Here is an 18,205-nt window from a genome sequence, read left to right as displayed (position 1 = left end):
CAGAACCTTTCCAGTTTCAGGCGCGCAACACGTCCCCTAAACGACGGATACCCTCGCGGATCGTATCCTCGTCCGAGTTCGAAAAACTCAGCCGGATCGTATTGGCACCGGACTCGTCCGGAAAAAACGCCTGGCCGGGGACAAAGGCCACCTTGACCGTCTCAAGCGCCCGCGCCAACAGATCGGTTCCGACAGTGCCCTTGGGCAGGGTCACCCAAATGAACATGCCACCTTCGGGTTTGGTCCACTCGACCCCGTCCGGCATGTGCTGTTTCAATGCCTCCAGCATCGCATCGCGGCGCGCACCGTAAACGCGGCGCAACATTGGGATATGAGTGTCAAAGCAGGCTCGTGCCACCCCGTTGATGGCCATCTGATTGATCGTTGCAGAATGCAGATCGGCGGCCTGTTTCATCAGCACCAGCTGCGAGATCACCGGCTTGGCCGCCACAACCCACCCAACACGCAAACCCGGGGACAGGGTTTTCGAGAAGCTGCCGCAATAGATCGTCCGGCAGTTCTCTATCGACCCCTTCCGCGCCAGTTCCAGAGCCAGAACCGGAGGGATCTCCTCTCCGTCATAGCGCAGGGCTTGATAGGCGCCGTCTTCGATGACGGCACAGTTCAGGTCTTCGGCTAGATCCAACAGGGCTTCGCGCCTGCGCAAGTCAACGGTTTCCCCTGTCGGGTTGGCGAAGTCTGGTGAGAGATAGGCAAACTTCACCGTCCCCTCGCCTGCTGCTGCCCTGTATTCCGCAGCGCCGCGATTGCCATTGATGCTGAGCCGGTCAAAACGTGGCTCGTACGCGTTGAAGGCTGCCAATGCGCCCAGATATGTGGGCCAACCAACCAGTGCTGTGTCACCCGGCGACAGATAGAGCTTGCCAAGGTAGTCCAGCGCCTGCTGTGAGCCCGAGGTGATCAGGATGTTGTCCAACTCGCATTCGACTCCGATCTGACGCATGTGATCGACCAGCCATTCGCGCAACGGCACATAGCCTTCGCTGACAGAGTATTGTAGCGCCTGCGCCTGGCTCTCAGCCCCCAATGCGTTTTGGAACGCCAACGCAAATCCATCCGCCGGGAACCGAGCCGGATCGGGAATGCCGCCGGCAAAGGAAATGATCCCTGGCTGGTCCAGCAGTTTGAGCAATTCGCGGATCTCGGACGCCTTCATCCGTGACGCCCGCGTGGCAAACAGGTCTTTCGTCGACATGGGTCTCCTCCTCTATGCCGGGCAGACTAGGCGCGGCGCCATTAATGTCAATAATTCTGACCTACTGTAACAAAACAGGTGATCGGCCGTTCTTGTACCAACCAGGAATACGTGGTCATATGAATTGACCAATTTCGGATTGCCCCCATGCCTTTTCAAAAAATCCAGCCCGAAAAACTGTCCATCGCGGTGGTAAAACAGATCGAGATGCTGATCCTGCGCGGCATCCTTCGCCCGGGCGAACGGCTTCCGGCGGAACGTGAGCTGGCAGAACGGCTGGGCGTGTCACGACCCTCGCTGCGCGAGGCGATCTCGAACCTGCAGGATCAGGGGCTGCTGTCCGCCAAGGCTGGGTCAGGCATCTATGTGGCCGAAGTTCTTGGATCGGCCTTTTCCCCGGCGCTGGTCCGTTTGTTCGGCAGTCACGATGAGGCCGTTTTTGACTACCTTTCATTCCGCAAGGATCTTGAAGGCCTGGCCGCCGAACGCGCTGCACGGCTTGGATCGGACAGCGATCTGAAGGTCGTGCAGGCGATATTCGACAAGATGCAGGCCGCCCATGAACGCAACGCCTCTGAGGATGAGGCGCAACTGGACGCCCAGTTTCACATGGCCATCATTGAGGCCAGCCACAACGTGGTGATGCTGCACATGATGCGGTCAATGTACGAGCTACTGCAACAAGGTGTGTTCTACAACCGACAGATCATGTTCCAGCAGCAAACCACGCGCGGAGCCATTCTGGATCAGCACCGCGCCATCAACACCGCCCTGCAGGCCCGCGACGCCGAAGGTGCGCGCGACGCAATTCACAAGCATCTCAGCTTTGTCCAGCGGTGCATGGAAGACCATCTGAAGGCACAGCGCAACGAGGCTATCGCGCAGCAACGGCTACAACACGAGACGGGTCAGGCCTAATGTTTATCGGGCATTTACCAGGCGCCTATCTGGTCTTTCGGGCGGTCACGCCGAATGTCGGGAAAACTGTCTTTGCAGCAGCGATGCTCGGCGCGGTCGCACCGGATCTGGACATGCTATGGTTCTATCTGGTCGATAACCGCGCCCATCACCACCACGCTTACCTGACACATCGCCCGGTATTGTGGGTAGGAATTGTGTTGGCGGGACTAATGATCGGGTTGCGATGGACGCAGGCGGGACGCGTCGTGGCATTCTTTGGCGCTGGTGGACTGGTCCATATGGCGCTGGATTCCATCGTCGGAGAAATCACCTGGCTTTGGCCGCTTTCAGATTTCTCCCACCCTCTGGTGACCGTTGAGGCCACGCATTCGCACTGGATACTCTCTTTCCTCAACCATTGGACATTCATGGTTGAGATCGCGATTACCGTACTGGCCGTGGTCGTGTTTTTCGCGGGCAAAAACAGACCAGCGCGCGTGGGTTAAGGTTGGGTTTCGGGATGGAGCGGCAACCTGATTGTCGTCTCCAGCAAATCCTTATCCCAAAAATGGCAAACCCGGCAGAAATCTACCGGGTCGCTCAAAGTTCATACTGGGCAATGCTTAGTGCAGCTTTTCACCTACATCGGCAATCGCCGCATCGATCAGCTTGTTCGCCTGTGTCGCCGTCATCTGCTTGGCCAGAACTGCGTTTGCTGCAGAAACAGCAACGGTAATGGCCTGATCACGAACTTCCTTCACAGCCGAGGCTTCCGCCGATGCGATCTGATCCTGCGCAGCTGCCAGACGGCGTGCGATGGATTTTTCCAGATCAGCTTTGGCCTGTTCAGCGGCCAGAGCGGCGTCGTCTTTCGCAGCAGCCACGATGGCGTCCGCCTGCGTCTGCACTTCACGCTGCTTGCGCTCGTACGAGGCCAGCAGGCTGCGCGCTTCTTCATGCAGGGCGCGGGCTTCGTCGAGTTCGGACTTGATGCCAGCGGCACGGTTGTCCAGCGCACCACCGATCATGCCCGGGACCTTGAAATAGAACAGGACCGCGATGAAAACGATGAAGCCCAGAAGGACCACAAAGTCGGTGTTGCCAAGCGAGAAGAACGGGCCGCTTGCAGCGAATGCAGGACTGGCTGCACCGACGGTCAGGATAAGGGCAAGAGTGTTCCGCATGTCACTTATCCTTTCATCTGCGCGTCAACGGCACTGTCGATGGTCGAAGCATCCGCCTCGCCGCCCAGTGCGGTCACCAGTTCAGCCGCCGTGTCCTTGGCAACCACTTGAATGCTTTCCAGCGCACCGGCACGGATGTCGGCAATTGCCTTTTCCGATTCAGCCGCCTTTGCAGCGATTTCCGCGTCAGCCTTGGCAATCGCGTCATCCAGACCAGCCTGGATTTCTGCACGGGCTTCGGCAGCGATACGCTGCGCTTCGGCACGGGCATCGGCCAGCGCCTTGTTATAGGCCTCTTCGGCCTCGACCGCCTTGGCCTTCAGATCTTCGGCCGCAGCCAGGTCATTTGTAATGGTCCCCTGACGTTCAGCCAGGATTGCCGCGATGCGGGGCAGAGCCACGCGAGACAGGACCAGAAAGATGACGACCAGCGTGATGACCAGCCAGAAAATCTGGTTGGGGAACCAATCGAAGCAGAGCTGCGGCATCCCGATGGCAGAGCCATGCGAGTCGACGCACGCGCCTACTACTTCTTCGCTAATGGGTTCAGTCGCCATGATGTCCTCCGTCGGAACGTTGTCTTTACAACAGGTGGGCCGCTATGGCTTGGGCCCACCTGCGCGTAAGGATCAGGTTCCGCAGATTAGACGGCGAACATCAGCAGCAGCGAGACCAGGAATGCAAAGATGCCCAGCGCTTCTGCGAATGCGATACCGATGAAGAGGGTTGCGGTCTGCGAAGCAGCCGCCGAAGGGTTGCGAAGGGCGCCGGCCAGGAAGTTGCCTGCAACGTTGCCCACCCCGATTGCGGCTGCGCCGGAACCGATTGCTGCCAGGCCTGCGCCGATGTGTGCGAGATCGCCTTCCATGATGTATCTCCTTACGAATTGGAAGTTTCGATGTTGGGGTATCGGACCTTAGTGCGAAGGATGCAGCGCATCTTTCAGATAAACACAGGTCAGAATGGTGAATACGTAGGCCTGAATGAAGGCCACCAGGACCTCAAGGCCGTACATTGCGGTAATCGCCAGAACGGACACGGGCGAGATCACGGCAACCGCGGCGAAGCCTGCGAAAACCTTAATAACCGCATGGCCTGCCATGACGTTACCAGCAAGACGAATGGAGTGGCTGACCGGGCGTACGAAGTACGAAATCAGCTCAATGATCGCCAGGATCGGGCGCAGCGCCAGCGGCGCGCTAGAGACCCAAAACAAGCCCAGGAAAGCGGCGCCATTCTTGACGAAGCCCAGGACCGTCACGGTCAGGAACACGGCCAGTGCCAGCGGGATGGTGACCGCAAAGTGCGACGTGGTGGTGAAAGAGGTCGGGATCAGGCCCAGGAAGTTCGCACTTACGATGAACATGAACAGGGTCATGACATAGGGGAAGAACTTCACACCTTCCTTACCGCAAATGTCCTCCAGCATCTTGTAGATGAAGCCGTAGGTCAGTTCGGCGATCGACTGCATCCGGGTCGGGACGATAGCACGCTTTGAAGTGCTCAGAACCAGCAGACCGATGATGGCCAGGATCGCGAAGAACAGCCAAAGAGTCACGTTTGTGGGCGTGTACCAAGCAATATCACCACCAAACAGAGGTTTGACGATGAACTGGTCCATCGGGTGGAATACCAGGCTGCTGCCTTCTGCTGCGGTGGTCTCAGTTGCCACGTTCAGTCCCTCTCGTCCTTCTCGGCAGCCGTCGCTGCCGTTTGTTTCTCTTGAGCCTCTTTCGCGCTGCGGAGCATAACCTTCACGCCCGCGACAAGGCCCAGCAATGTGAATAGCACCAGGAAGATCGGGATTGTCCCGAGCAGGCTGTCCAGCCCGTATCCGATACCAAATCCGATCCCCAGACCGGATACCATTTCGATGACCATCCTCCAGGCAAGCTCTCCGCCCGAGACGTCAGCGTCCGCACGGGGTTTCGGCGCTTTGGCCTTTTTCGCCGCGTCGATCTTAGCCTCCAGCTGCGCCATACGCTGCTTTTGGTCATCATCGGTCACGGGCGTTTCCCTCGCACAGTCTTGGGCATGGTGCTAAGGGGCGAAGGGCGCAGAGTCAACGGCGTTGATCGCCCGAAATGACGCAGGCTAAATATTTGTTATAAAATGATTTTTTGCGAAATATGGTGGCCACTAAAACCGGCCCATCCCATTTAACCGGCTCAAATGTATTGAATCCGCATATTCAACCAAATGGTTGACCAAACCCAGACGCTGTGGTTCAGCGGGAACATGTCCAACGATCTCGATACCGTTTTCGCGGCCCTAGCCGACCCCACGCGCCGCGCCATTCTGGCGATGCTGCTTGAGGATGACATGGCCGTCACCGATGTCGCGGAACCGTTCGAGATGTCGCTGGCCGCGATCTCGAAACATCTGGTCATCCTGACCAAAGCCGGATTGATTAGTCAGGAGAAACGCGGCCGGGTGAAATGGTGCAAGCTGGAACCCGACGCCCTACGTGCGGCGTCGGTGTGGATGCAAGGGTTCGGACAATTCGAACCGGTCAATCTGGATGCGTTCGAGCGGTTTTTGGAAACCGAACTACCCACCGCTGACGATCCCTGATCCTAGCGCACGACGAAGACCGACACTTTCGCATGATTGGCCAGATACCCTGCGTGGCTTGAAAAGATATAGTCGGTGATCCGTGGAGCATGGGTACCAACGACGATCAGGTCGGCACCAATTTCTTCGGCAGCGCGAGCTAGATCACCATCGACCTCAGCCGCAACATCGACAGAATGGATGTTTCGACATGCGACATCCGTCCCACTGTTATTGGCGAGTTGGTCTGCAAAAGCGCGCAGGTCTTCATTGACTTTTGCGTCCGTCTGAACGGGATCACCGGGCTGGGTTCCCGTTACGCTAACGACGGTAATCCTGGCCCCCTGCCACTTGGCAACTTCGGCGGCAACATCGGCGGCTTTTCGAACCTCTGGCGGAAGATGCAGGTCAACTGGAAACATAATGTGAGTGTACATGGCGAATTCCTCCTCATGCAAAGCATAGGGAAAGCCGAATATGAGCACATTGATCTAACGCAACGCCAGAGGGTATCCGTGATTCAGGCTATCCCTCCTGACTGTATTCCACGCCGGTGATTACCCCAAACGGATCGGCCCGACACAGCCACGGTGCCTGTGCTCCGACAACCGAAACGGTTGTGACCGAACCCGTCGGGGCTTTTTCGGTCGACCCTGCTGATACATCCTCGGGGCGTACACCGGTCTCAGCAGACACTAGCGCCTCGCAGCTGCCCTTCAGGTCCGCGTCAGAGACCGTATTGCTGGGGGCGGGCTCGGTACAAGCTGCAAGCCCTGCTATCGCGATCAGAAAAAATGCCGGTTTCATCAGAATACCCCTGTACCACCTTTCTGCAAAGCTGCCACAAACCGAAACAAACGCAACATTTATTCCGAGGCAGGCTTTGACGTTGCCCGGGGCTGATCCTCGACCTTCAGCAACAGCACGAGCGCCATGACGGTGAGAAGCGCACCGACCAGGACCAGCGCAGGTGGCGGCGTCTGCCCCAACGCGATTTCCCAAAGGATCACCCAGCTGGGCACCAGATAGGTATAGGCCATGACCTTGGCCGAGGGCAGACGCAACGCTGAGAACTGCACCAGAACAAAACTGGCGGCCGTGGCGAACACCGACAAGTATAACAGCCCGACCCAAACGATTAGCGGCAAGTTAGCCCAATCCGTCGCGCGGATATCGGACCACGCATACAGGAGCAATAGCAGGCACCCCGCCACCATGGTGCCAAAACTGAACACCACTGCAGGTTCTCCCCGGTTCAGCTTACGCACCATCGGTGTGTAGATTGCATGCGCGATGCAGCCCCAGAAATAGATGATCTCACCACGGTCAATCTGGAACGCCGTAAACGCCTGCCAATCCGCGCGGAAAATGACCCAGAGCGCGCCCAGAGCACCCACCGTCAGGGCAAGCGCCATACGTGGCGTCGTGATCTGCCGCAAAAGCACCCAGCCCGCAATGGCCGACATCACCGGTGTCAGCGTGAAAACTGCCGCCGCACTGACCGGTGGCGCGGTTTTCAAGCCATGAAACATCAGCACGAAATACGTGGCAAACAGCCCACCCAACACCAGATATCGCCACGGTGCCTGTGCCGCGCTGCGCGGCAGTCCTGTAGTCATCAGCGCAGCCGCCCCAATCACCAGCGCCGCGATCAAAAAGCGTGCTGCCGTAAGGGCCTCGGGCGCGATCTGGTTTGCGACCATTGAGCCCAGCGAAAAGCTGCCCGCGACCAAGGACGAAAACACAAGCATGGCCAGGTGGCCCTGCGCTTGAGGGCTCACGCCAGCCAGCCCTTGGACTTGTCCTTAAGGAACGTCAGGAAGCTCTGAACCTTGGTGGTGCGGTGTAGGTCCACATGGGTCACCAGCCAAAGGTTTCCAAACCATTCCGGCAGCGGGTCGATCACCTCGATCAGATTCGGGTCACGGGCTGCCTCCCATCGCGCCATAAAGCCGATCCCGGCACCGGACAGAACGGCCTCACGAATGCAGAAATTGTTGGTGCAGCGAAAGGTGATGTTCTTGGCAGGCACCGTTGTACGCAACCAGCGGGAAAACGGAGCCCGGCTGTTTTCGTCATCAGTGCTCACGAAGTAATGGTTATTAAAATCCTCAACCCCCGAGGGCTTCCCATAGCGGTCCACGTAGTCATTGCTAGCGAATAGCCCGACCTCTTGGGTGATGAACGGCTGCACGACGTTGTCCGGCTGATCCGGAGCGGATCCCGCTCGAATAGCCACATGCGCCTCGCCATATTCAAGACGGAACAGGCGGTCTCCGGTCAGGTAGCGCACGATCAGACCGGGGTGCAGGCGCTGAAACTCACTGAGCACCGGCACCACCAAAGGCGCCAATGAGGACAGAGACGTCACGACCAACTCACCCCCGACATCGTCGCCACGCCCCTTCATCCGCCCGATCAATTGATTGAACTGATCTTCGGTCGCCTGCGCGACACGCAACAAGTCCTCCCCAGCCTCAGTGGGGGTATAGCCGCGCGCGTGGCGCTGGAACAGCTTGACGCCCAGCCGCGCCTCGATTGCGTCAATGTGGCGGATCACCGTCGCATGGTGCACACCCAACACCTCGGCCGCGCCGCTGACAGTGCCCATGCGGGCCACTTGATAGGCGGTTCTCACTTCGTCCCAGTTGTCCACGGCGCCACCTTAATGTGCAAATTCCAACATCAACTGTTGATGTATCCGACTTTTGTTCACGTACGCAACATCCATATTGGGGTCAGACGAAAAATCCGCACCCACAAGGACCTAGAGAAATGACCAAAACTATCCTGCACATCGATGCCTCAGCCCGCCGCGAAGGCTCTGCCACCCGTGATCTGTCCGATCGCATCGTCAAGCATCTGGGCGCCGCGCGCATCATCCGCCGCGACCTCGCCAGCCACCTGCCCCTGCTGAACGAAGACTGGATCAATGCTAACTTCACCCCCGCCGATCAGCGTGACGAGACCCAGCGCGATCAGCTGGCGCTGTCGGATACGCTGGTGAACGAACTGCAAGAGGCCGACACCATCGTCGTTGGCCTGCCGATCTACAACTTCTCAGTGCCTGCAGCGTTCAAAGCCTGGATCGATCTGGTGGCTCGTGCCGGTCTGACCTTTAGCTACACCGAAAACGGCCCAAAGGGCCTGTTGGAAGGCAAACGCGCGGTTCTGGCCATTGCGTCGGGTGGTGTCCCCGTCGGGTCCGAGGTCGATTTCGCCACCAACTATGCCAAACATGTGCTGGGTTTTATCGGCATTCACGATGTGGACGTAGTAGCCGCTGACCAGATGGCTCTGGACGCTGAAACCACGTTGGCCAAGGCACAGAAGGCCGTTTTGGAACTGGCGGCCTGATCGCCATCAACATTTGAAACCGGATGCGTCCAGCCTGTAATTGCTCAGGCTGGACGTTTCTATTGTACTGCGCTGATTAAGGCAGCCAGGTTACCTCACAGCCAACCCGTTCGTAAAAGGCCATCAGATCGGTCAGCGCCATCGCGACGGTTCGGTCATTGACCAGCGGGTGCATATAGATGACATCGGCCTGCTGCGCCGCGCTATCCATGAAGAACCGCACGTTGTTCTGCACCCCGTTGATCATCGCCAACGGGCTGACCGCTCCGGGGCGGATACCGAGATTTTGCAACAACCGGTCTGCCGAACCGAAGGAAAGGTTGCCCACACCTAGCTCTGTGCCCAGCGCCTTGAGGTCAATCTCGCGGCTTTGTTCAAGCGTCACCAGATAGTTCCGCTTTTTCTTGTCGCGCAAGTAAAGGTTCTTCAGGCGCAGAGCATTCTCACCCGGCACCATGAACTGATCCTCGACCGACTTTGAATCCTCAACCGTGCGCAGCGGCACATGGGTGTGCAGACGATATGTCAGACCCCAATCATCCAGCTGCGCCAAGAGCGCGTCCGAGCTAAGCGGTAGTGAGTCCTGAAAAGCGGATGATGCGTCCATGAGAGCCTCCTGTTTGGCGCGCTCATCGCGCAACACGCGGACGAATTCAAGCCACGACAGTGCCAGAATTCAGTGTTAGCGTGCCGCCATGAAAGTGACGCGAAACACCCCAAATCAATTGATACTGTCCAACACGCCCTGGTTCATCGGCATCACGCTGGTGCTTTTTGTCCTTTGTTTTGTTGGGGCTGGTTTGTTCATGGCCAGCGAGGGTGGTGAGGGCATATTGTTCGGCATCTTCTTTGCAGTCTTCGGCGGGGGGATGGGCTTTGGCGCATTCTGCGTCTTTGTGCGCCGCGTTCAGGTCATATTGGACCGCAGCCAAGACAGCATCGTGATCCGTCGCCAATCGATCTTTGGATATGACACCGTAGAACATGAGCTGTCGAACCTGTCCCATGCCGAGGTGGAAACCACCACCTCGCGCCGCGACAGGACCACGTCCAAGATGCATCGCCCCGTTCTGATCCTAGACAAGGGTATGAGCGCCGGTCGCCACCCGATTGTCGAAGCCTATGTCAGCGGGCGAGGCGCGCAACGGATGGTTGATGCGGTCAACGATTGGCTTCCGGCACACGAGGTTGACTCCGACAGCCAATCCGCCTAAATCCCCTCCAAACATCCGGAAGCGTCTAACCTTCCGGTCCCTTGAGTCGTTCAGGGATCGCCCCCCACCAGCGAGTTTCGCCCGTGGGGGCAATTGTGTATTTAACCGGTGTTTCCTACCTAGGAAATGCCACCAGATAACCGGCTAAGGAGGCCGAAGGCATGTTTGAAAATCTATCCGAACGCCTTTCCGGCGTCTTTGACCGACTGACCAAACAGGGTGCCCTGTCCGAAGAAGACGTCAAGACCGCCCTGCGCGAGGTTCGCGTTGCCCTGCTTGAGGCAGACGTCTCGCTGCCGGTGGCCCGTGCGTTCGTCAAGAAGGTACAGGAACAGGCCACCGGTCAGGCGGTCACCAAGTCGATCACCCCCGGTCAGCAGGTCGTCAAGATCGTGCACGACGCGCTGGTCGACACCCTGCGTGGCGAGGAAGACCCCGGCAAACTGAAGATCGACAACCCACCTGCTCCGATCCTGATGGTTGGTCTACAGGGTTCGGGTAAGACGACCACCACCGGTAAGTTGGCCAAACGCCTGAAAGAGAAAGAAGGCAAGAAGGTCCTGATGGCCTCGCTCGACGTCTATCGCCCGGCGGCGATGGATCAGTTGGCTGTTCTGGGCACGCAGGTCGGCGTCGATACACTGCCGATCGTTCCCGGTCAGAAACCCGTCGACATCGCCAAGCGCGCCAAGCAACAGGCGACGCTGGGCGGCTATGACGTCTACATGCTTGATACCGCGGGCCGTCTACATATCGACGAAGTACTGATGGATGAGGTCGAGCAGGTCCGCAATGCGGTCGACCCGCGCGAAACCTTGTTGGTCGTTGACGGCCTGACGGGTCAGGTTGCTGTTGAAGTGGCCGAAGAGTTTGACGCCAAGGTCGGCATCTCGGGCGTAGTTCTGACCCGGATGGACGGTGACGGCCGTGGCGGTGCGGCGCTGTCAATGCGCGCAGTCACTGGCAAACCGATCCGCTTTGTCGGTCTGGGCGAAAAGATGGACGCCCTCGAAACCTTCGAGCCTGACCGGATCGCCGGTCGTATTCTGGGCATGGGCGACATCGTTGCCCTGGTCGAAAAAGCCCAGGAAACGATGGAGATGGAACAGACCGAGCGCATGATGAAGCGCATGGTCAAAGGTCAGTTCAACATGAACGACCTGAAAATGCAGCTGGAACAAATGATCCAGATGGGCGGCATGCAGGGCATGATGGGCATGATGCCGGGCATGGGCAAGATGGCCAAGCAGATGGATCAGGCAGGTCTCGACGACAAGATCCTGCGCCAGCAGATCGCCATGATCCAATCCATGACCAAACGCGAACGGGCCAACCCGCAACTGCTTCAGGCGAGCCGCAAGAAACGTATCGCCGCCGGTTCGGGCATGGAGGTCAGCGACCTCAACAAATTGCTCAAAATGCATCGGCAGATGTCGGACATGATGAAGAAGATGGGCAAAATGGGCAAAGGCAAGATGCTGAAACAGGCCATGAAAGGCATGTTCGGCAAAGGTGGCCCCAGCCCCGAGGAAATGGCAGCAGGCATGGACCCCAAGGCACTGGAACAGGCGGCCAAAGCGATGGGCGGCAAGATGCCCGGCATGCCTGGCATGGGTGGCGGCATGGGGCTGCCCTCTGGCCTCAGCGGGTTTGGCAAGAAGAAGTAAATGACAGCCCTCGCCCTTCATATCCCCCGGCTTGAAACAGAGCGCTTGATCCTGCGCGCGCCGTCCGTGGCCGACCTTGACGCTGAGGCCGAGTTTTTCGCCTCGGACGCCGCCAAGTATGTTGGCGGCCCGCTGCGTCGGGATGAGACATGGCGGTCAATCGCCATGCTGCTGGGGCATTGGGCCATCCGCGGCTTTGGCTTTTGGGGGGTCGAGGAAAAAGACACCGGCATCTATGTCGGCCGTGTCGGCCTTTGGTTCCCCGAAGGCTGGCCCGAGCCCGAGGTCGGGTGGACGCTGATGACCTATGCCACCGGCAAAGGCTACGCGACCGAAGCCGCCTTGGCCGCGCGCACCCACGCTTATGACATTCTGGGCTGGGAAACCGCGATCTCGCTGATCGACCCGGACAACGACGCCAGCAAAGCCGTTGCCAAACGGTTGGGCGCCCAGCTCGACTATCACTACGAGCACCCGAAATTCGGCACCACCGAAATCTGGCGCCACCCCGCCCCAGACGATCTGGTGAATGGCGGTATGGAGGCCTACGCATGACCCACACCGCTTTGACCACCAAGAGGACCGGCCAATGACCAACCCCGTGGCGCAAGCTGCCGTGCTGTTGAAAGAGCACCGCGAAAGCATCGACCGGCTGGACGCGATCCTCGTCTATACGCTGGGCGAGCGGTTCAAGCACACGCAGGCCGTTGGCAAGCTCAAGGCCGAACACGACCTTCCCCCGTCCGATCCCTCGCGCGAGGCTGCGCAGATCGCTCGGCTAGAAGACCTGGCGAAACAGGCCGATCTGGACCCTGACTTCGCCAAGGCTTTCCTGAATTTCATCATTCAGGAAGTCATCCGACACCACCGGAAACATCAGGAATAACCATCCGTTTCCACGAATACCAAGAATAACCGGGCACTTCCCGGTCACGCCATCCAAAGGAGATACCACCATGGCAATGAAAATTCGTCTCGCCCGCGGCGGCTCGAAAAAACGTCCCTTCTACCGCATCGTGGCCGCTGACAGCCGCATGCCTCGTGACGGCCGTTTCATCGAGAAACTGGGCACCTACAACCCGCTGCTGCCGAAAGACAGCGAAGAGCGCGTGAAAATGAACATGGAGCGCGTTCAGTACTGGCTGGACCAGGGTGCACAGCCCACCGACCGTATCGCTCGCATGCTGGAAGCTGCCGGCACCCGTGAAAAGGCCGAGCGCAACAACCCCAACAAGGGCGCCCCGGGCAAGAAAGCCCAAGAACGCGCGGAAGAAAAAGCTGCAAAGGCCGCTGAAGCTGCCGAAGCTGCTGCTGCACCGGCTGAAGAAGCGGCTGCAGAAGAGTAAGCAGGCGGGCGCGTGCAGGATCAGACTTTCACCGACGATTTCCGCACGCAGTTTGACCTGTTGATGCGGCTCCGGCGCGACGTGCGCCGATTCCGCACCGACGCGATAGACGAGGCAGTGCTAACGCGCTGCCTCGACGCGTTTCGACTGGCGCCCTCAGTGGGGCTCAGCGAACCTTGGCGCGTGATCCGCGTCGAAAGCGAAGCCGCGCGCGCTGCGGCGCTGAAGAATTTCCAAGCCGCAAATGCCGAGGCCCTCGCCGGATACTCCGGCGAAAAGGCACAGCTTTACAGCGGCCTGAAACTGTCAGGGATGCAAGAAGCCCCGGTACAACTGGCCGTGTTCTGCGACGACGCCACCGACAAGGGGCAAGGTCTGGGCGCGGGCACGATGCCCGAGATGCGGCGCTATTCGGTGGTTTCGGCCATCACCCTGTTTTGGCTGGCATTACGCACGCATGGGCTGGGTTTGGGGTGGGTGTCCATTCTGGACCCCGATCAGATGGCCCGCGATCTGGACGTGTCCGAGAACTGGCGCCTGATCGGCTATTTCTGCGTCGGCTGGCCCGAGGAACTGTCGGACACGCCAGAACTAGAGCGTCTCGGATGGGAATGCCGCGACGACACCCTGCCGGTCGAGGTGAGATAGTCAGATGTTCGGGTTGATACGACTTCCCATCCTGTTGCTGATCGCATTTATTGTCGGCGTGTTTTTTGAACGCAACAACCAGCGCGAGGCTTGCGCAGTGCGAGGGGACTGGCAGGATGGGCTATGTGTGACGGTGGACAAGCCAAATGAGTGATCTGATCTGCGTGGGCAGCATTGCGGGCTCCTATGGTGTACGCGGCGAAGTGCGCCTGAAAAGCTATTGCGCGATCCCTGAGGATATCGAGGGGTATTCGCCTCTGACGGATGAGGCGGGCGCTCAGCGCTATCCTTTAGTCCTGACCCGCTCGATCAAGAACGGGTTCGCCGCACGTCTGGGCGGAGTTGAAACCAAAGAAGAGGCCGACGCGTTGAAGGGTCTGCGGCTGTTTGCACGACGCGATCAACTGCCGTCATTGCCGGATGATGAGTTTTACCACACCGATCTCATCGGGCTTGAGGTCTATGACACCGGCGGCACCCTGCTGGGCCGAGTCAAATCGGTCCAGAACCACGGCGCTTCCGATCTGCTGGAATTGCACGGACCGGGCCTGAAAGGCACCGTGCTACTGCCCTTTACGCTCGAGGCCGTTCCAACCGTCGATCTGGACAAGGGCCGCATCGTCGCGGACCCCCCCGAAGGTTTGATCTGATGCGCCGCATCCTGCTGCATCTGGGTCTACACAAAACCGGCACCACGGCAGCACAGTCTTTTCTCTATGACAATCGCGAGCTGATCTGGCCGCATTTTGCGCTGGTGCTGCCCTATCGCACCCGGAAGTCCGGCCTGTCGCGGGCGGCCACCAACCACTCCATTTACGGCACGGTCGGAACCTTGTCCGAGTTCGGCACCCAATTGGGCGCGTTTCTTGAGACGCTGGATTTCGGTGAAAAACGCGGACTGATCCTGAGCGAGGAGAACTTCTCCGGTCGGCGCCCCAGCCGCAACGCCGAAAACGGGTACGCCGCCGCGCCAGAGCTTGCGGCCTGTCTGGTGGACGCGATCCGTCATCGCTTTGCCCAGCAAGAGGTCGAGATCACGATCTACCTGTCCCTGCGCCAACGTGGCAGCTGGCTGCGCAGCCTTTGGGCGCATGATCTGGAGCGTATTCGCCAGGTTCATGACTTTGAGGCCTTTCGATCAAACCTCGACCATCTTCCCCCCTTGCAGGACACGGTGGATCAGATCCGGGACAGGCTACCGTCGGTCGCCGTTACGGCCGAATGGCTTGAAGAACTGCAACTCCGCCGCTATGGCCCCGGCACCCCGTTTGCCGAGTATCTGGATCTGCCCCACGACAAGGCCAAGCTGCTGGTGCCGCCTTCCAAGGCCAACAGTCGCCTACCCGAAGACGCCTTGGCAGAGTTGCTGGACCTGAACCGTTCACGTCTGGACGAGGGTGCTCTGATCGAGCAGAAGAAAGCGATAATTGAACGCGCGAAAGGCGCGCTGATCGGCACGACATGACAGACAAGCCCAGTAAATCCTATGGCCGCAAGGCTATACGTCCAACCCTCAAACCGCGCGAGCTGTTGACGCCCACGCCGGACTTGCATGGTGTGTGGAAGGCCAAGATCATTACCCTTTTCCCCTCGGCCTTTCCGGGTGTGTTAGGGGAAAGCCTGACCGGCAAGGCGCTGCAGGAAGGTCTCTGGCAGCTGGAAACCGTCGATCTGCGCCAATTCGGCATCGGCAAGCACCGCAATGTGGATGACACGCCTGCTGGCGGCGGTGCGGGCATGGTGCTGCGCGCCGATGTTCTGGGTGAGGCGATTGAACAGACTATGGACGGAGTTCAGGGCAACTGGCCGCTGATCTACCTCAGCCCCCGTGGCCGCCGAATGGACCAACGCATGATGCAGAACCTGGCGCGCTGTGATGGCATGACCCTTCTGTGTGGCCGGTTCGAGGGCGTCGATGAACGGGTGCTGGAACACTATGGCGTGCAGGAAGTCAGCTTGGGTGATTTCGTCATGACCGGTGGCGAGATCGCGGCACAGGCGCTGATAGACGCAACGGTACGGCTGATCCCCGGCGTTCTGGGCAATCAGGCCTCCGCCGAGGAAGAAAGCTTTTCGTCGGGCCTTCTGGAGCATCCACAATACACTCGCCCCGCCGAATGGAAGGGGCGACCGATCCCGGATATTCTGATGTCCGGCCACCACGGGCGCATCGCCGAGTGGCGGCACGAGATGTCCGAACAGATCACCCAGGAACGTCGTCCCGACCTGTGGGCGAGCTACCGCAAGGCACGGGACTAACCCCCCGCCTTCCAGCGCGCCCATGTCTCGGGGTGGCCGTTAAACGTGTTGATGTCCACCTTGCCCTGCACACCCGGCACCAAGCCTGTGCCGGTATACTGCCAGAACCGCCACTGAGACTTCGGGTAAACCTTGTGTGGATGGCCCGCGACCGAGCGCAGCCAGAACTCGGTTCCGCGCAAGCGGGCGATATCCGTGTCGCCATGGAAATCTACCGTTGTGTAGACAATCGGACGGCGACCGTAGTGACGTTCGAGTATGTCGAGGAACTTCTTGGCCTCAGCCCGGACTGTAGCGCCATCCGGGCGCAACCTGCAGGTTTTGGAATGCGGGGTCCATTCCATGTCTAACACATGCGGCAGGTCAGCCCCCTTGGGCACGTTCCTGATGAACCACCGCGCCTGCTCATGGGCCGGGCGACAGAAATAATAGTAGTGGTATGCCCCCCACGGCACCCCTGCCGCTTGCGCCCCACGCCGGTGGTCATCGAACATGGGGTCGGCCACATCGCCGCCCTCCGTCGCTTTGATGAATACGAAACTGACGCCCGAGGCCTTGGCCCGGCGCCAGTCGATCGACCCCTGCCAGCGCGACACGTCCAATCCGTGCACCGGATAGTGGCCGGGATGACGCCCATCCCAATCATGCGGGTCGGCATCGCCAAAGGCGGGGTAGATGACCGAAGGCGACGTGGTGCCCAGAAAAGCCTTGGCCTCAACCTGTTGCGGCGGAGGGGTGCTGCGACCGCATGACAGGGTCGCCATGGCCAGGACGGCCAGCATCAACGCTAAGCGCATGATCTGTTCCTGTTATAAATTTCTGCTCGAATAATTCCCACCAGAATGCCTGTTCGGCCTCACAAGGCAACGGCCTATTTTGCAGACGGCGAAAACCCACCGCCCCGCGTTGGATATATGGCGATTTAGGCTTGATCCCGGCCCGCAAATTCCTTAAAGCAGCGCAATCCGGTGCCGCAACTGCGCGACTCCGGTGTTTTGGTTTGCAAAATGGCGCAACGCTCGGCTTTCTTCAGCCACTGCGTGTCAGGGCGGACCAGACCAAAGGAACATTCGATCTGACCTCTGGCGGGCTGTACGCAGGACCCGGTGAAGACCAAGAGCTCTCAGGCCGTGCTCAACTTCGTGGACCAACCACGAGCAGATAGGAGAAACTGCGATGGACCTGATCGCACAGCTTGAGGCGGAACAGATTGCCGCCCTGGGGAAAGACATTCCCGATTTCAAAGCCGGTGACACCATCCGTGTCGGCTTTAAAGTGACCGAAGGCTCGCGCACCCGTGTGCAGAACTACGAAGGCGTCTGCATCGCGCGCAAAGGTGGCAGCGGCATCGCCGGTTCGTTCACCGTCCGTAAAATCTCGTTTGGAGAAGGCGTGGAGCGTGTGTTCCCTCTGCATTCGACCAACATCGACAGCATCACCGTAGTCCGCCGTGGCCGCGTTCGCCGCGCCAAACTGTACTACCTGCGCTCGCGTCGTGGTAAATCCGCACGTATCGCAGAAGTCACCAACTACAAGCCCAAGGCTGGCGCCGAGGCGTAAGGAGCGGAAAGATGAAAAAAGACATCCATCCCGATTACCACTTCATCGACGTCAAAATGACCGACGGCTCGATCGTGAAAATGAAATCCACCTGGGGCGCCGAAGGCGACCAGCTGGCTCTGGAAATCGACCCCTCCTCGCACCCCGCGTGGACCGGTGGCTCGTCGCGCCTGATGGACGCCGGCGGCCGCGTGTCGAAGTTCAAGAAGAAATACGAAGGTCTGGGTTTCTAAACCTGCCTCGTTTGAAATGCGAAAGGCCGTCCCTTGGGGCGGCCTTTTTGTTTTTCTGTTCAATAGCT

General features: G+C 59.1%; 28 protein-coding genes. 16 read left to right on the top strand and 12 right to left on the bottom strand.

The genetic code is table 11. The features are described 5' to 3' along the window. Nucleotides 1-16: 16 nt before the first annotated feature. Nucleotides 17-1,216: an aminotransferase-like domain-containing protein gene (locus ACXAGD_RS02730; RefSeq protein ID WP_475208340.1), complete on the bottom strand. Its 1,200-nt coding sequence runs from the start codon at nt 1,214-1,216 to the stop codon at nt 17-19. A 147-nt stretch (nt 1,217-1,363) separates the two neighbouring features. On the opposite strand from ACXAGD_RS02730, the gene ACXAGD_RS02725 reads away from it, so the two are divergent. Together ACXAGD_RS02725 and ACXAGD_RS02720 are read left to right on the top strand one after the other, a co-directional pair. Then, nucleotides 1,364-2,134, top strand: a complete 771-nt coding sequence (locus ACXAGD_RS02725) for a FadR/GntR family transcriptional regulator (protein WP_475208339.1) — start codon at nt 1,364-1,366, stop codon at nt 2,132-2,134. After that, nucleotides 2,134-2,622: a metal-dependent hydrolase gene (locus tag ACXAGD_RS02720; protein ID WP_475208338.1), complete on the top strand. Its 489-nt coding sequence runs from the start codon at nt 2,134-2,136 to the stop codon at nt 2,620-2,622. Before ACXAGD_RS02725 ends, ACXAGD_RS02720 begins: the two co-directional genes overlap by 1 nt. Nucleotides 2,623-2,739: 117 nt before the next feature. Here the strand turns inward: ACXAGD_RS02720 and ACXAGD_RS02715 are convergent, their stop codons facing one another. The 5 genes from ACXAGD_RS02715 to ACXAGD_RS02695 form a co-directional block, all read right to left on the bottom strand. Then, entirely contained in the window at nt 2,740-3,300 is a 561-nt protein-coding gene (locus ACXAGD_RS02715; protein ID WP_475208337.1) for a F0F1 ATP synthase subunit B, read from the bottom strand. A 5-nt stretch (nt 3,301-3,305) separates the two neighbouring features. Continuing rightward, nucleotides 3,306-3,857, bottom strand: coding sequence for a F0F1 ATP synthase subunit B' (locus ACXAGD_RS02710; protein ID WP_475208336.1), 552 nt, complete (start codon nt 3,855-3,857; stop codon nt 3,306-3,308). An 86-nt stretch (nt 3,858-3,943) separates the two neighbouring features. Further along, entirely contained in the window at nt 3,944-4,168 is a 225-nt protein-coding gene (locus tag ACXAGD_RS02705; protein ID WP_005981269.1) for a F0F1 ATP synthase subunit C, read from the bottom strand. Between the two features lie 48 nt (nt 4,169-4,216). Beyond that, a complete protein-coding gene (locus ACXAGD_RS02700; protein ID WP_475208335.1) occupies nt 4,217-4,972 on the bottom strand; it encodes a F0F1 ATP synthase subunit A in 756 nt (251 codons plus the stop codon). 2 nt (nt 4,973-4,974) lie between these two features. Beyond that, the gene (locus tag ACXAGD_RS02695; protein WP_475208333.1) at nt 4,975-5,307 is read right to left on the bottom strand and encodes an AtpZ/AtpI family protein; all 333 of its coding nucleotides are present in this window, start codon (nt 5,305-5,307) and stop codon (nt 4,975-4,977) included. Nucleotides 5,308-5,538: 231 nt separating this feature from the next. Between ACXAGD_RS02695 and ACXAGD_RS02690 the strand changes: the two genes are divergently transcribed. Continuing rightward, on the top strand, nt 5,539-5,874 hold the full coding sequence (locus ACXAGD_RS02690) for an ArsR/SmtB family transcription factor (protein ID WP_475212471.1): 336 nt from the start codon (nt 5,539-5,541) through the stop codon (nt 5,872-5,874). A 2-nt stretch (nt 5,875-5,876) separates the two neighbouring features. Here the strand turns inward: ACXAGD_RS02690 and ACXAGD_RS02685 are convergent, their stop codons facing one another. From ACXAGD_RS02685 to ACXAGD_RS02670, 4 genes are all read right to left on the bottom strand, one after another. After that, a complete protein-coding gene (locus ACXAGD_RS02685) occupies nt 5,877-6,290 on the bottom strand; it encodes a universal stress protein (protein ID WP_475208332.1) in 414 nt (137 codons plus the stop codon). Nucleotides 6,291-6,378: 88 nt separating this feature from the next. After that, nucleotides 6,379-6,660 carry a hypothetical protein gene (locus ACXAGD_RS02680; RefSeq protein ID WP_475208331.1) on the bottom strand — a complete coding sequence of 94 codons (282 nt, stop codon included), beginning with the start codon at nt 6,658-6,660 and terminating at the stop codon, nt 6,379-6,381. Between the two features lie 59 nt (nt 6,661-6,719). Further along, nucleotides 6,720-7,634, bottom strand: coding sequence for a DMT family transporter (locus ACXAGD_RS02675; protein WP_475208330.1), 915 nt, complete (start codon nt 7,632-7,634; stop codon nt 6,720-6,722). Continuing rightward, on the bottom strand, nt 7,631-8,509 hold the full coding sequence (locus tag ACXAGD_RS02670) for a LysR family transcriptional regulator (RefSeq protein ID WP_475208328.1): 879 nt from the start codon (nt 8,507-8,509) through the stop codon (nt 7,631-7,633). The genes ACXAGD_RS02675 and ACXAGD_RS02670 overlap by 4 nt, the downstream gene beginning before the upstream one ends. A 119-nt stretch (nt 8,510-8,628) precedes the next feature. Between ACXAGD_RS02670 and ACXAGD_RS02665 the strand changes: the two genes are divergently transcribed. Further along, a complete protein-coding gene (locus ACXAGD_RS02665; RefSeq protein ID WP_475208327.1) occupies nt 8,629-9,210 on the top strand; it encodes an FMN-dependent NADH-azoreductase in 582 nt (193 codons plus the stop codon). Nucleotides 9,211-9,286: 76 nt separating this feature from the next. On the opposite strand, the gene ACXAGD_RS02660 is transcribed toward ACXAGD_RS02665, so the two are convergent. Further along, nucleotides 9,287-9,817 (bottom strand): prolyl-tRNA synthetase associated domain-containing protein, encoded by a 531-nt coding sequence (locus ACXAGD_RS02660; RefSeq protein ID WP_475208326.1) that lies wholly within the window; start codon nt 9,815-9,817, stop codon nt 9,287-9,289. A gap of 88 nt (nt 9,818-9,905) precedes the next feature. Here ACXAGD_RS02660 and ACXAGD_RS02655 point away from each other — a divergent pair, with 88 nt between their 5' ends. The 10 genes from ACXAGD_RS02655 (at nt 9,906) to trmD (ending at nt 16,344) form a co-directional block, all read left to right on the top strand. Then, nucleotides 9,906-10,424 carry a hypothetical protein gene (locus ACXAGD_RS02655; protein WP_475208325.1) on the top strand — a complete coding sequence of 173 codons (519 nt, stop codon included), beginning with the start codon at nt 9,906-9,908 and terminating at the stop codon, nt 10,422-10,424. 161 nt (nt 10,425-10,585) lie between these two features. Further along, entirely contained in the window at nt 10,586-12,091 is a 1,506-nt protein-coding gene (gene ffh, locus ACXAGD_RS02650) for a signal recognition particle protein (protein WP_475208324.1), read from the top strand. Further along, on the top strand, nt 12,092-12,646 hold the full coding sequence (locus ACXAGD_RS02645) for a GNAT family N-acetyltransferase (RefSeq protein WP_475208322.1): 555 nt from the start codon (nt 12,092-12,094) through the stop codon (nt 12,644-12,646). Between the two features lie 34 nt (nt 12,647-12,680). Beyond that, complete coding sequence (locus ACXAGD_RS02640; RefSeq protein ID WP_475208321.1) at nt 12,681-12,977, top strand: chorismate mutase; 297 nt, start codon at nt 12,681-12,683, stop codon at nt 12,975-12,977. 70 nt (nt 12,978-13,047) lie between these two features. Then, on the top strand, nt 13,048-13,437 hold the full coding sequence (rpsP, locus tag ACXAGD_RS02635) for a 30S ribosomal protein S16 (protein WP_475208320.1): 390 nt from the start codon (nt 13,048-13,050) through the stop codon (nt 13,435-13,437). 12 nt (nt 13,438-13,449) lie between these two features. Continuing rightward, nucleotides 13,450-14,085, top strand: coding sequence for a 5,6-dimethylbenzimidazole synthase (gene bluB / locus ACXAGD_RS02630; RefSeq protein ID WP_475208319.1), 636 nt, complete (start codon nt 13,450-13,452; stop codon nt 14,083-14,085). A gap of 4 nt (nt 14,086-14,089) precedes the next feature. Beyond that, nucleotides 14,090-14,239, top strand: coding sequence for a hypothetical protein (locus ACXAGD_RS02625; protein ID WP_475208318.1), 150 nt, complete (start codon nt 14,090-14,092; stop codon nt 14,237-14,239). Next, entirely contained in the window at nt 14,232-14,735 is a 504-nt protein-coding gene (gene rimM / locus ACXAGD_RS02620) for a ribosome maturation factor RimM (RefSeq protein WP_475208317.1), read from the top strand. The genes ACXAGD_RS02625 and rimM overlap by 8 nt, the downstream gene beginning before the upstream one ends. Continuing rightward, nucleotides 14,735-15,550, top strand: a complete 816-nt coding sequence (locus ACXAGD_RS02615; protein ID WP_475208316.1) for a hypothetical protein — start codon at nt 14,735-14,737, stop codon at nt 15,548-15,550. Before rimM ends, ACXAGD_RS02615 begins: the two co-directional genes overlap by 1 nt. Continuing rightward, complete coding sequence (gene trmD / locus ACXAGD_RS02610; RefSeq protein ID WP_475208315.1) at nt 15,547-16,344, top strand: tRNA (guanosine(37)-N1)-methyltransferase TrmD; 798 nt, start codon at nt 15,547-15,549, stop codon at nt 16,342-16,344. The genes ACXAGD_RS02615 and trmD overlap by 4 nt, the downstream gene beginning before the upstream one ends. Here the strand turns inward: trmD and ACXAGD_RS02605 are convergent. Beyond that, nucleotides 16,341-17,141 (bottom strand): glycoside hydrolase family 25 protein, encoded by an 801-nt coding sequence (locus tag ACXAGD_RS02605; RefSeq protein WP_475208314.1) that lies wholly within the window; start codon nt 17,139-17,141, stop codon nt 16,341-16,343. The two genes, trmD and ACXAGD_RS02605, sit on opposite strands and share 4 nt — an antisense overlap. Nucleotides 17,142-17,520: 379 nt before the next feature. Here ACXAGD_RS02605 and rplS point away from each other — a divergent pair, with 379 nt between their 5' ends. Both rplS and rpmE read left to right on the top strand, forming a co-directional pair. After that, a complete protein-coding gene (gene rplS / locus ACXAGD_RS02600) occupies nt 17,521-17,904 on the top strand; it encodes a 50S ribosomal protein L19 (RefSeq protein ID WP_170328369.1) in 384 nt (127 codons plus the stop codon). An 11-nt stretch (nt 17,905-17,915) separates the two neighbouring features. Beyond that, nucleotides 17,916-18,137: a 50S ribosomal protein L31 gene (rpmE, locus tag ACXAGD_RS02595; RefSeq protein ID WP_475208312.1), complete on the top strand. Its 222-nt coding sequence runs from the start codon at nt 17,916-17,918 to the stop codon at nt 18,135-18,137. Nucleotides 18,138-18,205: the final 68 nt, after the last annotated feature.

The sequence above is a fragment of the Ruegeria sp. ABF4_144 genome, assembly GCF_056160045.1.
This window is presented reverse-complemented; position numbering and strand designations above follow the sequence as displayed.

What these genes read in the sequence shown, in the direction of transcription:
- ACXAGD_RS02730 (WP_475208340.1), bottom strand. Translation starts at nt 1,216, where the DNA reads ATGTCGACGAAAGACCTGTTTGCCACGCGGGCGTCACGGATGAAGGCG.
- ACXAGD_RS02725 (WP_475208339.1), top strand. Translation starts at nt 1,364, where the DNA reads ATGCCTTTTCAAAAAATCCAGCCCGAAAAACTGTCCATCGCGGTGGTA.
- ACXAGD_RS02720 (WP_475208338.1), top strand. Translation starts at nt 2,134, where the DNA reads ATGTTTATCGGGCATTTACCAGGCGCCTATCTGGTCTTTCGGGCGGTC.
- ACXAGD_RS02715 (WP_475208337.1), bottom strand. Translation starts at nt 3,300, where the DNA reads ATGCGGAACACTCTTGCCCTTATCCTGACCGTCGGTGCAGCCAGTCCT.
- ACXAGD_RS02710 (WP_475208336.1), bottom strand. Translation starts at nt 3,857, where the DNA reads ATGGCGACTGAACCCATTAGCGAAGAAGTAGTAGGCGCGTGCGTCGAC.
- ACXAGD_RS02705 (WP_005981269.1), bottom strand. Translation starts at nt 4,168, where the DNA reads ATGGAAGGCGATCTCGCACACATCGGCGCAGGCCTGGCAGCAATCGGT.
- ACXAGD_RS02690 (WP_475212471.1), top strand. Translation starts at nt 5,539, where the DNA reads ATGTCCAACGATCTCGATACCGTTTTCGCGGCCCTAGCCGACCCCACG.
- ACXAGD_RS02685 (WP_475208332.1), bottom strand. Translation starts at nt 6,290, where the DNA reads ATGTACACTCACATTATGTTTCCAGTTGACCTGCATCTTCCGCCAGAG.
- ACXAGD_RS02680 (WP_475208331.1), bottom strand. Translation starts at nt 6,660, where the DNA reads ATGAAACCGGCATTTTTTCTGATCGCGATAGCAGGGCTTGCAGCTTGT.
- ACXAGD_RS02665 (WP_475208327.1), top strand. Translation starts at nt 8,629, where the DNA reads ATGACCAAAACTATCCTGCACATCGATGCCTCAGCCCGCCGCGAAGGC.
- ACXAGD_RS02660 (WP_475208326.1), bottom strand. Translation starts at nt 9,817, where the DNA reads ATGGACGCATCATCCGCTTTTCAGGACTCACTACCGCTTAGCTCGGAC.
- ACXAGD_RS02655 (WP_475208325.1), top strand. Translation starts at nt 9,906, where the DNA reads ATGAAAGTGACGCGAAACACCCCAAATCAATTGATACTGTCCAACACG.
- ffh (WP_475208324.1), top strand. Translation starts at nt 10,586, where the DNA reads ATGTTTGAAAATCTATCCGAACGCCTTTCCGGCGTCTTTGACCGACTG.
- ACXAGD_RS02645 (WP_475208322.1), top strand. Translation starts at nt 12,092, where the DNA reads ATGACAGCCCTCGCCCTTCATATCCCCCGGCTTGAAACAGAGCGCTTG.
- ACXAGD_RS02640 (WP_475208321.1), top strand. Translation starts at nt 12,681, where the DNA reads ATGACCAACCCCGTGGCGCAAGCTGCCGTGCTGTTGAAAGAGCACCGC.
- rpsP (WP_475208320.1), top strand. Translation starts at nt 13,048, where the DNA reads ATGGCAATGAAAATTCGTCTCGCCCGCGGCGGCTCGAAAAAACGTCCC.
- ACXAGD_RS02625 (WP_475208318.1), top strand. Translation starts at nt 14,090, where the DNA reads ATGTTCGGGTTGATACGACTTCCCATCCTGTTGCTGATCGCATTTATT.
- rimM (WP_475208317.1), top strand. Translation starts at nt 14,232, where the DNA reads ATGAGTGATCTGATCTGCGTGGGCAGCATTGCGGGCTCCTATGGTGTA.
- ACXAGD_RS02615 (WP_475208316.1), top strand. Translation starts at nt 14,735, where the DNA reads ATGCGCCGCATCCTGCTGCATCTGGGTCTACACAAAACCGGCACCACG.
- trmD (WP_475208315.1), top strand. Translation starts at nt 15,547, where the DNA reads ATGACAGACAAGCCCAGTAAATCCTATGGCCGCAAGGCTATACGTCCA.
- ACXAGD_RS02605 (WP_475208314.1), bottom strand. Translation starts at nt 17,141, where the DNA reads ATGCGCTTAGCGTTGATGCTGGCCGTCCTGGCCATGGCGACCCTGTCA.
- rplS (WP_170328369.1), top strand. Translation starts at nt 17,521, where the DNA reads ATGGACCTGATCGCACAGCTTGAGGCGGAACAGATTGCCGCCCTGGGG.
- rpmE (WP_475208312.1), top strand. Translation starts at nt 17,916, where the DNA reads ATGAAAAAAGACATCCATCCCGATTACCACTTCATCGACGTCAAAATG.